Source organism: Streptomyces sp. NPDC050625 (assembly GCF_040654755.1).
Lineage (GTDB): Bacteria > Actinomycetota > Actinomycetes > Streptomycetales > Streptomycetaceae > Streptomyces.
In genome coordinates, this window is record NZ_JBFAIQ010000005.1 from 18,482 (window position 1) to 30,050 (window position 11,569).

The window sequence follows — 11,569 nt, forward strand, 5'->3', positions numbered from 1 at the left end:
GCGGTGAACAGAGGGCCCCTACCGTTCTTGCGATGATCTGGCGGTGACCACGACACGGCAGTACCCCTACCCGCCTCCCGAGCCGCCGCACCGTCCCGGCCCCGGACAGCGCGGCGGACACGAGCACGAGGGCCACGGTGGCGGTGACGAGAACCACCACGGGCACGGCCATGGACAGACCCCAGGACACGGGAACGGCGGCGGCCACGGCCACTCGCACAGCCACAGCCACGGCCCCGCCGCGCCCGTCTCCCAGCATCTGCGCAAGGTCATCGCGGCGATCCTGATCCCGTTCACCGCGGCGGTCGTGGTCGGACTCGTCGTGCTCTGGCCCGGTGGAGCCCCGTCACACCAGCGCACGGGAGTCGGCTTCGACCGGCAGACGCAGCAGGCCACGGTCACCAAGGTCGTCGAGCTGAGCTGCAAGTCGGTGAACGCCTCGGGGCAGGCCCCGACGGGCGACACCTCCACCGCCGAGGGCAACTCCGCTCAGCAGGAGGCGAACGGCACCTGCAAGAAGGCGACGATCCAGGTCGACACCGGCAAGGACAAGGGCCGTACGTTCACGGAGATCGTGCAGCCGGACCAGTCACGGCAGTTGCACGAGGGCGAGAAGGTCGTGGTCGCCTATGAGCCCTCGGCGCCCAAGGACCTGCAGTACTCGGTCACCGATGTGAACCGGAAGTTCCCGATGGCGCTGCTCGCCGGGATCTTCGCGCTCGCCGTCGTGGTGGTGGGCCGGTTGCGCGGTGTCATGGCGCTGGTCGCGCTGGCCGTCAGCTTCATGGTGCTGACCCTCTTCATCCTGCCCGCGATCCTGCAGGGCTCGAACCCACTGGTCGTGGCGGTGGTCGGGTCGAGCGCCATCATGCTGATCGCGCTCTATATGTGCCACGGCCTGTCGGCCCGCACCTCGGTCGCGGTGCTCGGCACGCTGGTGTCGCTCCTGCTGATCGGCATCCTGGGCTCGGAGTTCATCGACTGGGCCGCGCTGACGGGCAACACCGATGACAACACCGGTCTGATCCATGGCCTGTATCCGTCGATCGACATGAGCGGTCTGCTGCTGGCCGGCGTCATCATCGGTTCGCTCGGTGTCCTGGACGACGTGACGGTGACCCAGACCTCGGCGGTGTGGGAACTGCACGAGGCCAATCCATCGATGGGCTGGCGCGGGCTGTACCGGGCGGGCATCCGCATCGGCCGTGATCACATCGCGTCCGTCGTCAACACGCTCGTACTCGCCTATGCCGGTGCCGCGCTGCCGCTGCTGCTGCTCTTCTCGATCGCGCAGAGCAGCGTGACGACCGTCGCCAACAGCGAACTGGTGGCGGAGGAGATAGTGCGCACCCTGGTGGGCTCGATCGGCCTCGTCGCCTCGGTGCCGGTCACCACGGCCCTGGCCGCCCTCGTGGTGTCGGCCGACCGGCCAGGACAGGGGGCGGGGAAGGCGGGGAAGCCGGCCGAGGTCCAGTCGGCCGCGACGCGCGGCGGCCGGGGACGACGGCGCAAGAGGTGACACTCCGGTAGAAACGGTGACCCATGAGGAGAACCGGCGCCCAATGAGGAGAAGCGTTACTGCAGTGCTCCGCACGTCACTGTGGGGCGCCTCGCCCTCCATGCCGTAGCGCGTCAGCCTGCGCTCTGCTCCTCGGCCAGGATGCGGACCAGAGCCTCGTCGAGATGGGCGTCGAAGTCCTCCAGCGCCCCCTCCTGGCCGAGCGGCACCAACTTGTCCGTACGGTCCAGGAAGGCCACCAGCGGCGGCGCCGAGGACCGGAACACCGCCTGGTCGCCACCGACCTGAAGCCGGATCAGCACCTCTCCCAGTACATCCGTGTCGGCAGGCGCGATGTGCACATCACCGTCCCCGCACGGCCGGCCCACCCCGTCGATCAGCAGTTCCCGTCCGAAGGCCCACGTCACCGGGGCATCTCCGGGTAGATGGAAGGTCAGCCGCACGGCATAGGGGTCACAAGTCTCGTAACGCAACTCCACCGGAATGCGAAAGGAGAGCTCCTCGGACACGAGAAAGCTCATCATGACCTCTGCCTGTACGGACTCGCGCATCGCCTACCCCGTCTTATGACACCGACCGGCCGGATTGATTCCTTTGACGCTGGTCAAATCTTGCAGAAAGTACACGTGAGATCACAAGGAGTGAGTTTTCAGATACTGATAGAGATCGCCAGTGTCCCCAGATGCCGTCCGACCTCGGCCTGCAGTTGCCGGGCCGCGGGCAGCAGCCGGTCCGCCTGGTGGGCGGGCAGGGACAGGGCCATCGTGGCCGCCGTGGTGCCGACCGTGATGGGGATCGCCGCGCAGACCGTCCCCAGCGCGTACTCCTGCCGCTCCGTCACCGGCTCCATCCGGCGCATCCGGTCCAGCCGCCGCAGCAGGCTCCGGCCGTCGCGCACGGTGTACGGGGTGAGGGGTTGCACCGGGTAGCGGTCCAGGTGGTCGAGGCGCGCGGCCTCGTCCATCTGGGACAGCAGACACTGCCCGATCGAGTGCGCGTGCCCGGTTTCGCGGAAGTCGGCCCACTCCTCGACCGCCGGGTTGCCCGGGGTGTCGGAAACGCACATGACCTCGATCTCGCCGTCCTGGTACATCGCGTAGTACACCGGTACACCAATGGAATCGCGCCATTGCGCGAGCACGGCCGAGACCGCGCTGCGACGTTTCTGCTGCGCCCCGCTGCTGCCCAGCCGCTCGGCCGCCTCACCGAGGAAGAACAGGCCCTTGTCACGGCGGAGATAGCCCTCGTGCACGAGGGTGCGCAACAGGTGGTAGGCCGTCGGGAGCGCCAGGCCGGTCTCGCGGGCCAGTTGCTTGGCGGGAGCGCCGTACTCGTGCTCGGCGACCGTTTCCAGCAGCCGCATCGCCCGTTGCACGGAACCGATGAGGGTCGCGGAGTGCGGCTGCTCGGGGACCGCCGCGGAGGTCGGCCGCTGCGCGGGGGGTGTGGAGGAGCGCGGCTGTGCGGGGGGTGCGTGCGGTACTGCGGGTGCGGTGTCAGCCGTGGCCAAGGGTCACTCCCGAAGCGCGAGGGGGCAGCCCGTGCGGAGGAACACGGGTGGGGTGTACGCCGCCCGCGGGGCTGGGCCCCGCGTCGAATTCCGGACTTTAACGGCCCGCCACGGCTGTCAGACGGCCTGCCCGGAAAACTTCGCTCGCCCGAGGGAACAGGTGATTCCTGTTACCGCCACCCGTTTCCCACGGCCCTCACCAGTCGCTGCGCGACGAGGAACCCGACATGAACTTCCGCACGACGTAGATCAGTCCGCCGACCAGAGCGACGAAGATCAGGATCTTGAAGAGCAGGTAGACCACGAATCCGACCACGCTGACTATCAGCCCGCCGAACACGACCAGGGCGATGACCGGCACCGCGATCCACTTCACCCACCACGGCAGTCCCGCGAAGATCTCTCGCATTGCCCTCGTCCTTTGCAGTCTTGTGCGTTCTCGATGTCCTGCACTCGATGCTAGAGCCGCCAGGGGGCCCGGCGGGGGCCTCGCACCCCTTGTCCTCCCCTGACCGTTCCCCTAGGGAACCCTGAGGCGCGGAATCAGGCCTCAGGGGGAGAGAAGATCACCAGGACCCTCAGGTCCTCGCTGATGTGATGGAACTTGTGGGCCACCCCGGCCGGCACGTACACCACGCTGCCGCGCGCGACCTGAGTCGTCTCCATGCCCACCGTGATCGACGCACGGCCACTCACGACGAAGTACACCTCGTCCTGGTTGTGGGGCTTCTGAGGGTCGTGCTCGCCCGCGTTGAGGGCATAGAGACCGACCGACATGTTGCGCTCCCGCAGAAACTGGAGGTAGGCCCCCTCGTTGGCGGCGCGCTCCGCCTCCAGTTCGTCCAGCCGGAATGCCTTCATCTCACTTGTCCGCCCTTGCTCACTGCTCAGATCCGGTCACGTCTGCCACGATCAGACACATGAAGAATTTCGTAGTCAAGACGATCGCCAACGCCGGGGCCCTGGCGGTCGCCGTGTGGCTGCTCGACAAGATCACTCTGACCGGTGACAGCACGGGCAAGAAGGTCGGCACGCTGATAGTGGTCGCCCTGCTCTTCGGCCTGGTGAACTGGCTCGTCAAGCCGATCGTGAAGATCCTGACCTTCCCCCTGTTCATCCTGACCCTCGGCCTGATCACCCTGGTGGTCAACGCGCTGATGCTGATGCTGACCTCGTGGCTGAGCGGCAAGCTCGACGTGGGCTTCCACGTGGACGGCTTCTGGACCGCCGTCGTCGGCGGCCTGATCATCTCCATCGTCTCCTGGGCGCTGAACGTCGTCCTGCCCGACGGCAAGGACTGACCCCGATGGCGTACCGCGTCTGCTTCGTCTGCACCGGCAACATCTGTCGTTCCCCGATGGCCGAATCCGTCTTCCGCGCGCGCGTGGCGGAGGCGGACCTGGCGGGCCTGGTCGAGATCGACAGCGCCGGCACCGGCGACTGGCACGAGGGCGACGGCGCGGACCCGCGTACCGTCTCCGTCCTGGAGGAACACGGCTACGACGCGGACCACACGGCCCGCCAGTTCCGGGCCTCGTGGTTCGCGCGCCTCGACCTCGTGATCGCCCTCGACGCCGGCCACCTCAAGGCGCTGCGCCGTCTGGCGCCCACGGACGAGGACGCGCTCAAGGTGCGGCTGCTCCGTTCGTACGACCCCGCCGCAGGCGACGACCTCGATGTGCCGGACCCGTACTACGGCGGTCCGGACGGCTTCGAGGAGTGTCTTGAGATGGTGGAGGCGGCAAGCACCGGTCTGCTCGCCGCGGTACGCGAGCAGGTGGAGGGACGGGCGGCATGAGCGATTCAGCGACGGACGACGGCGGTACGGGGGACGGCACGCGCGCGGTGCGGGCAGGGCTGCCCGAACCGGTCAAGTACGAACCGACCCTGCCCGGCCCGGTCTTCGCGGCGCACTTCCATCTGCCGGGTGAGGTGACGGGCCCGTACGCCTACGGGCGTGACGACAACCCGACGTGGACCCTGCTGGAGCGGGCCATCGGCGAGCTGGAGGCGCCCGGGCAGGACGCCGTCGAGACCCTTGTGTTCGCCTCCGGCATGGCCGCCGTCTCCGCCGTGCTGTTCTCCCAGCTGCGCGCCGGGGACGCCGTGGTGCTGCCGAGCGACGGCTACCAGGTGCTGCCCATGGTGCGCGCCCAGCTGGAGGCGTACGGCATCGAGGTGCGTACCGCCCCGACCGGTGACGACGCCCAGCTGGAGGTTCTGGACGGGGCGAAGCTGCTGTGGATCGAGTCCCCGTCCAACCCGGGGCTCGATGTGTGCGACATCCGGCGGCTCGCCGAGGCGGCACACGCGCGTGGCGCCCTGGTCGCCGTCGACAACACCCTTGCCACGCCGCTCGGGCAGCGGCCGCTGGAGCTGGGCGCCGACTTCTCCGTGGCGAGCGGCACCAAGCAGCTCACCGGGCACGGGGACATCCTCCTGGGGTATGTCGCCGGCCGCGACGCCGAGGCCATGGCCGCCGTCCGCCGCTGGCGCAAGATCGTCGGGGCGATCGCCGGGCCCATGGAGGCCTGGCTGGCGCACCGCTCCATCGCGACGCTCCAGCTGCGCGCGGACCGGCAGAACGCCACCGCCCTCGTGCTCGCGCAGGCCCTGCGCGAGCGGCCCGAGGTGACCGGGCTGCGCTATCCCGGGCTGCCCGACGACCCCTCGTACAAGACCGCCTCGCGGCAGATGCGGCGCTATGGGTGCGTGGTGTCCTTCACGCTGCCCACGCGCGCGCGTGCCGAGCGTTTTCTCCAGGCGCTGCGGCTCGTGGACGACGCGACGAGCTTCGGCGGGGTGCGGTCCACGGCCGAGCGGAGGCGGCGCTGGGGCGGGGATCCGGTGCCTGAGGGCTTCATCCGGCTGTCCGTCGGTGCCGAGGACGCCGACGATCTGGTGGCGGATGTGCTCCGGGCGCTCGACGCATCGGTGGACTGACCGGATCGGGGACGCCCGCCCTGGGTCCGGCTACGTACAACGGACGGTCCGAGCCTCCCCCCTCGTGGCTCGGACCGTCCCGGTTCTGCGCGCGAAGAACCGCGCGAACAAGGCTAGTTGACTCTGTGTCAGTGTCCAATCACTGTAGCGACAGAGACCTATCGACTTATTTATAGTTGGGCCCTGCCCGGGGGCCGGAGAAGGGCAGGGAAAGGGGAGGGCGTGCCATGGATCTGGCCTTGCTGCGCACTTTCGTGACCGTGCACCGGGCCGGCTCCTTCACCCGCGCCGCCGCCCTGCTCGGCCTCTCGCAGCCGGCCGTCACCTCACAGATCCGCACCCTGGAAAGACAGCTGGGCCGCCCGCTGTTCCTGCGGCAGGCCCGCGGAGTGACTCCGACGACCATCGGCGACGAACTCGCCCACAAGGCCGCGCCGCACCTCGACGCCCTGGTGGAGATCACCGAGACGGGACTCGACGACGAGTCCTCGCTGCGCACCCTGCATCTCGCCGGTCCGCCCGAGTTCACCGCGGAGCGCGCACTGCCCGCCCTCACGGAGCTCACCGGCGAGGACGGCCAGGGTTTCGCGCTGCGCGCCTCATTCGGGAACGCGGAGGAGACCCTGGAGGGGCTGGCCGCCGGACATCATGATCTGGCCATCAGTACGGCCCGTCCGCGCGGCGCGCTGCTCACGGCGACTGCGCTCTGCGACGAGGAGCATGTATTGGTCGCGGCCCCGCGCTGGGCCGAGCAGATCGGTTCCGGGGTGCTGCGCCGCAAGGGCGCGCCCGCCCTGGAGAACCTGCCCGTCGTCGAGGTCCATGAGTCGCTGCCCTTCGTCTCCCGCTACTGGGCCTCCGTCTTCGACTCCCGCCCGGCCGCCTCGGGCACCGTCATCGTCCCCGATCTGCGTGCCGTCCTCGCATGCACGATCACGGGCGCGGGGCTCGCGGTGCTTCCCCGCTATCTGTGCGCCGCCGCTCTCGACCTCGGGGGGGTCGTCGCACTCCACAATCCCGCGGTGCCGCCCCTGCGGACGTACTTCCTGGTGGTACGCACCGGCACACTCGCCATGCCCCATGTCGCGCGGGCGCACGAGTGGCTCCAGCGGGCGGCGACGGACTGGTGCTGAGCGTCCTCGGCGGGCGAATCACGCCATGCAATGGGACGGTGGCAGTTTGTGATGTTTCACGTGGAACCAGCCGGGCCACATTTCCTCCATGACCGTCCGACCCGTGGTCAAGCGCACCGCCCGTGCCGTCCTCCTGGATGGCGACGACCTGATCCTGATCAAGCGCACCAAGCCCGGTGTCGATCCCTACTGGGTCACTCCCGGTGGCGGGGTCGAACCGGAGGACACGACCGTCGTCGATGCCCTGCACCGCGAGGTGTACGAGGAGCTCGGCGCCAAGATCACCGATGTGGTGCCCTGCTTCGTGGACACCGTGGAGCACATCGGTGAGGACGGCGGCGCGACCGGCGTGAAGGTGCAGCACTTCTTCGTCTGCCATCTGGAGTCCATGGACCCGGCCCTGCGCCATGGCCCCGAAGTGGAGGAGCCCGCCGGCGAGTACGAGATCGTCCGCGTGCCGTTCACCCGGGTCGGCATCGCCTCCGTCCATCTCGTCCCGCTGTCGCTGCGGCACTATCTGGACGGCAATATCGAGGGCGTACGCGCCATGCACGCCCCCGACCTCGGCTGACCGTGTGCCCCGCACGCCAATCGGGTCCCCGATGTTTCACGTGAAACAACCCTCCTGGTCCACACGTTGTACGGATGGCCACGACGTGGCCAAAAGCACATGCGTCCCCTCGAATCAGGTGGACGTCAGGGGTGCCGGTCGGACAGCCTGACCTGCGTGCCGACTCCTTCCCTCGCCGCTCTGCCCATCCGTCGACTGACGCCTCGCGATCTCGCCGCCTGCGCCGACCTGTCAGAGAACCGGGGGTGGCCCCGCGAGGAACACAAGTGGGGATTCCTCCTCACGGCCGGGAAGGGCCACGGCATCGACGACCCCGACGGCGGCCTTGTCGCCGCCTACGTCGTCACGGAGTACGGCCCCCGGGAACGGCCGGATCTTGCGGCCATCGGCATGGTGCTGGTCGCCGAGAGGCACGCCCGCCAGGGCGTCGGACGCCGGCTGATGCGCCACATCGTCTCGACGATGGGAACCACACCGCTGACGCTTCATGCGACGCCGTACGGCCGACCGCTCTACGAGGAGCTCGGCTTCAAGGTCACCGGGCGGGCGGAGATGCTCCGCGGGCACTTCACGCCGGGCGGGCCGGAGCCTCGGGTCGTGACGCGCTCGGCCACCGCCGAGGACCTCGGCTCGATCCTCCGGCTCGACGAGGAGGTGTTCGGCGCCGATCGCACGCACATCATCACGCGCCTGCCCGCCTTCGCCGACCAGCTGCGTGTCGCCGAGGAGCACGGCCGGATCGTCGGATACACGGCCGCCTGGCCCAATATGGACACCCATGTCGTCGGTCCGCTGATCGCCCGCGACACGGAGACCGCGAAGGCTCTGCTCGCCTCACTCGCCGCCCACACGGAGCGTCCGCTCCGCATCGACATCGATGTACGGCACGAGGAGCTGATGGCCTGGGCGCAGGAGCGCGGGCTGAAGCCCGTGTCGTCCAACGCCGTCATGACGTACGGCATCACGGAACTGCCCGGGGACTGGACCCGGCGCTTCGCTCCGGTGACGGTCGCGGCGGGCTGAGCAGCGCTCGTACGCACGGCGAAGGCCGGCTCCCACCGTGTGGCGGGAGCCGGCCTTGGAGCTTGGTCATGCGCGGGATCGGGCGAGCGTCTCCACGGCGGCGAGAGCGAAGCCGTGGTCCTGCTCCGGCGCACCGCCGCCGACGCCTACCGCACCGATCAGACGGCCGTCGCGGTGTACCGGGATGCCGCCCGCGATGAACAGCAGCGGCCGGTCGAGCGCGGTGGGCAGCGTGTGGAACAGGCCGCCGGGCTGGACGGCTTCGACGAGGTCCGCGGTGGGGGCGTTCAGCTGAAGCGCCGTGTACGCCTTGCGGGTGCTGGTCTCCCCGGAAATCAGCACGGCCCGGTCGTCACGCCGGAAGGCGAGCAGATGACCGCCCGCGTCCAGGACGGTGACGCTGACGGTGACTCCGGCGGTCTCCGCCGCGCGACGGACCTCGGTGATGAGGCTCTCGGCGTCGCGGGTGCTGAGCGGGGCGACGGCGGTGGTGCTCATGGGGTGTTTCTCCTCGGACTCGAATGAGGGGTGTGGCTCAGTGGTGGACGGCCGTCCGCTGCGCGGTGGGTGTGCCACCCGCTACCACGGCGGAGGGCTCGCTGTCGCGGCGCTCCAGGGCCGCTGAGAGGACGGCCAGGATCAGGGCGGCCGCGGCAAGCGCGGCGCCGACCCAGTTGGGGGCGGTGTATCCGTAGCCCGCGGCGATCACCATGCCGCCGAGCCAGGCGGAGAGCGCGTTGCCGAGGTTGAAGGCGCCGATGTTCACGGCCGAGGCCAGGGTGGGTGCTCCGTGCGCCTGGTCGAGGACGCGCTTCTGCAGCGGCGGGACGGTCGCGAAGCCCAGCGCGCCGATGAGGGCGATGGTCACGGCTGCCGCGATCTTGTTGTGCGCGGTGAGCGTGAAGAGCGCGAGCACGACGGCCAGGGCGCCCAGGGAGACGTACAGCATGGGCATCAGCGCGCGGTCGGCGAACCTGCCGCCGACGAGGTTGCCGCCGACCATGCCGAGGCCGAAGAGGACCAGCAGCCAGGTGACGGAGCCGTCGGCGAAGCCGGCGACATGGGTCATCATCGGCGCGATGTAGGTGATGGCCGCGAAGACCCCGCCGAAGCCGAGGACGGTCATCGCCATGGCCAGCAGGACCTGGGCGTTCTTGAAGGCCGCCAGTTCGTGGCGCAGATGCACACCGTCCGACTTGGGCAGCTCCGGGACCAGCCTGGCGATGCCGGCCAGGCCGACGACGCCGAGGGCGGCGACGATCCCGAAGGTCACGCGCCAGCCGACGTGCTGGCCGACGAGGGTGCCCAGCGGGACGCCGACGACATTGGCGACCGTCAGGCCGGTGAACATCATCGCGATGGCTCCGGCCTTCTTGTCCGGGGCCACCAGTTCGGCCGCGACGACCGAGCCGATGCCGAAGAAGGCGCCGTGGGCGAGCGAGGCGATCACCCGTCCGATCAGCATGACGGCGAAGGCGGGGGCGAGGGCGGACACCAGGTTTCCGGCGATGAACAGGCCCATCAGCAGCATCAGCATCCGCTTGCGCGAGACCTTGGTGCCGAGCGCCGTCATCAGCGGAGCGCCGATCACCACACCGAGCGCATAGCCCGTGACGAGCAGGCCCGCGGTGGGGATGGAGACGCCGAAGTCACCCGCGACCTCGGGCAGCAGGCCCATGATCACGAACTCGGTCGTTCCGATTCCGAAGGCCCCGATCGCGAGGGCCAGAAGCGCGAGAGGCATGTGGAGGTACACCCTTCCCAGATGATTGCAGGAGCGCTTTGCGTGCGTTCACAATAGTTGCAGACGCGGGCTATATGCAAGCGCGGACTGTCGCGGTGTTGCCCTATCCTGGGTTTCAGCCGCTCCGGGACGGAGGAGAACGCCCATGACAGCGACGGACCCCGCGCTCACCGCCCTCGCCCAGGGCTGGTGTGCCCTCTCCCTGCTGCACGGGAGGATCGAGGCGCACATCGAGCGGGCCCTGCAGGCGAAGCACGACCTGAGCGTGCGCGAGTACTCCCTGCTGGACGTGCTCAGCCGGCAGCACGACCGCGAAGGGGGGCATCTGCAGATGAAGCAGGTCGCCGACGCGGTCGTCCTCAGCCAGAGCGCCACCACCCGGCTCGTCACGCGTCTGGAGGACCGCGGCCTGCTTGAGCGCTATCTGTGCCCCACCGACCGACGTGGCATCTACACGAACGTCACCGAAGCGGGTCTCGAACTGCTCGAAGAGGCGCGTCCGACCAATGACACCGCCCTGCGCGAGGCCCTCGACGAGGCGGCCGGAAACCCCGAACTCGCGCCGCTGGTACGGGTCGTCGAGTCGTTGAACGTGCCCGCATAGGGTGCGGGCATGGGAGACCTCGAAATACGCCCTGTCGTCGCCGCCGACATCCCGGCCGTCGTCGGCATGCTCGCCGACGACCCACTGGGCACGCGGCGCGAGTCACCGGACGACCTGGCCCCGTATCTGACCGCGCTGGAGCGGCTCTCCGCCGACCCGAACCAGCGGGTGGTCGTGGCCGTGCGCGAGGGCCGCGTCATCGGCACGCTCCAGCTCACCCTCATTCCCGGGCTGTCCCGGCGCGGTGCCACCCGGTCGATCATCGAGGCCGTTCGCATCCACGCGGACGAGCGCGGCACCGGGCTGGGCACCCAGCTGATCCAGTGGGCGATCGACGAATCCCGTCACCAGGGCTGCCAGTTGGTGCAGCTGACCTCCGACGTCAGCCGCACCGACGCCCACCGCTTCTACGAGCGGCTCGGCTTCACGGCCTCGCATGTGGGCTTCAAGCTCCAGCTCTGACAGACAGCTTCACACTCCGGCTCTCAAACACAGGAGGCGGCCTGTTTCACGTGAAACGGG

The 11,569-nt window shown here is 69.3% G+C and carries 15 protein-coding genes; 9 read left to right on the plus strand and 6 right to left on the minus strand.

Annotated features, from left to right (window positions below; translation table 11 throughout):
• Positions 1-43: 43 nt before the first annotated feature.
• On the plus strand, positions 44-1,519 hold the full coding sequence (locus tag AB0I54_RS13335; RefSeq protein WP_363296101.1) for a YibE/F family protein: 1,476 nt from the start codon (positions 44-46) through the stop codon (positions 1,517-1,519).
• A 113-nt stretch (positions 1,520-1,632) separates the two neighbouring features.
• Here the strand turns inward: AB0I54_RS13335 and AB0I54_RS13340 are convergent, their stop codons facing one another.
• From AB0I54_RS13340 to AB0I54_RS13355, 4 genes are all read right to left on the minus strand, one after another.
• Positions 1,633-2,070 carry an SsgA family sporulation/cell division regulator gene (locus tag AB0I54_RS13340; RefSeq protein ID WP_363296102.1) on the minus strand — a complete coding sequence of 146 codons (438 nt, stop codon included), beginning with the start codon at positions 2,068-2,070 and terminating at the stop codon, positions 1,633-1,635.
• Between the two features lie 98 nt (positions 2,071-2,168).
• Entirely contained in the window at positions 2,169-3,029 is an 861-nt protein-coding gene (locus tag AB0I54_RS13345; RefSeq protein WP_363296103.1) for a helix-turn-helix domain-containing protein, read from the minus strand.
• Between the two features lie 196 nt (positions 3,030-3,225).
• Positions 3,226-3,438 carry a DUF5326 family protein gene (locus tag AB0I54_RS13350; protein ID WP_363296104.1) on the minus strand — a complete coding sequence of 71 codons (213 nt, stop codon included), beginning with the start codon at positions 3,436-3,438 and terminating at the stop codon, positions 3,226-3,228.
• Positions 3,439-3,572: 134 nt separating this feature from the next.
• Positions 3,573-3,890, minus strand: a complete 318-nt coding sequence (locus AB0I54_RS13355; protein WP_363296105.1) for a cupin domain-containing protein — start codon at positions 3,888-3,890, stop codon at positions 3,573-3,575.
• A 59-nt stretch (positions 3,891-3,949) separates the two neighbouring features.
• On the opposite strand from AB0I54_RS13355, the gene AB0I54_RS13360 reads away from it, so the two are divergent.
• From AB0I54_RS13360 to AB0I54_RS13385, 6 genes are all read left to right on the plus strand, one after another.
• Positions 3,950-4,330, plus strand: coding sequence for a phage holin family protein (locus AB0I54_RS13360; protein ID WP_363296106.1), 381 nt, complete (start codon positions 3,950-3,952; stop codon positions 4,328-4,330).
• Positions 4,331-4,335: 5 nt separating this feature from the next.
• Positions 4,336-4,827 (plus strand): low molecular weight protein-tyrosine-phosphatase, encoded by a 492-nt coding sequence (locus AB0I54_RS13365; RefSeq protein WP_363296107.1) that lies wholly within the window; start codon positions 4,336-4,338, stop codon positions 4,825-4,827.
• Complete coding sequence (locus AB0I54_RS13370; protein WP_363296108.1) at positions 4,824-5,972, plus strand: cystathionine gamma-lyase; 1,149 nt, start codon at positions 4,824-4,826, stop codon at positions 5,970-5,972. The genes AB0I54_RS13365 and AB0I54_RS13370 overlap by 4 nt, the downstream gene beginning before the upstream one ends.
• Positions 5,973-6,199: 227 nt before the next feature.
• Positions 6,200-7,105: a LysR family transcriptional regulator gene (locus tag AB0I54_RS13375; RefSeq protein ID WP_363296109.1), complete on the plus strand. Its 906-nt coding sequence runs from the start codon at positions 6,200-6,202 to the stop codon at positions 7,103-7,105.
• Between the two features lie 88 nt (positions 7,106-7,193).
• Positions 7,194-7,676: an NUDIX hydrolase gene (locus tag AB0I54_RS13380; protein WP_363296110.1), complete on the plus strand. Its 483-nt coding sequence runs from the start codon at positions 7,194-7,196 to the stop codon at positions 7,674-7,676.
• A 156-nt stretch (positions 7,677-7,832) separates the two neighbouring features.
• A complete protein-coding gene (locus AB0I54_RS13385) occupies positions 7,833-8,699 on the plus strand; it encodes a GNAT family N-acetyltransferase (protein ID WP_363296111.1) in 867 nt (288 codons plus the stop codon).
• Between the two features lie 66 nt (positions 8,700-8,765).
• Here the strand turns inward: AB0I54_RS13385 and AB0I54_RS13390 are convergent, their stop codons facing one another.
• Entirely contained in the window at positions 8,766-9,197 is a 432-nt protein-coding gene (locus tag AB0I54_RS13390) for a heme-binding protein (protein ID WP_363296112.1), read from the minus strand.
• Positions 9,198-9,234: 37 nt separating this feature from the next.
• Positions 9,235-10,443, minus strand: a complete 1,209-nt coding sequence (locus AB0I54_RS13395; RefSeq protein WP_363296113.1) for an MFS transporter — start codon at positions 10,441-10,443, stop codon at positions 9,235-9,237.
• 145 nt (positions 10,444-10,588) lie between these two features.
• Between AB0I54_RS13395 and AB0I54_RS13400 the strand changes: the two genes are divergently transcribed.
• Positions 10,589-11,047, plus strand: a complete 459-nt coding sequence (locus AB0I54_RS13400; RefSeq protein ID WP_363296114.1) for a MarR family transcriptional regulator — start codon at positions 10,589-10,591, stop codon at positions 11,045-11,047.
• 9 nt (positions 11,048-11,056) lie between these two features.
• Complete coding sequence (locus AB0I54_RS13405; protein ID WP_363296115.1) at positions 11,057-11,509, plus strand: GNAT family N-acetyltransferase; 453 nt, start codon at positions 11,057-11,059, stop codon at positions 11,507-11,509.
• The last annotated feature ends 60 nt before the right edge of the window (positions 11,510-11,569 follow it).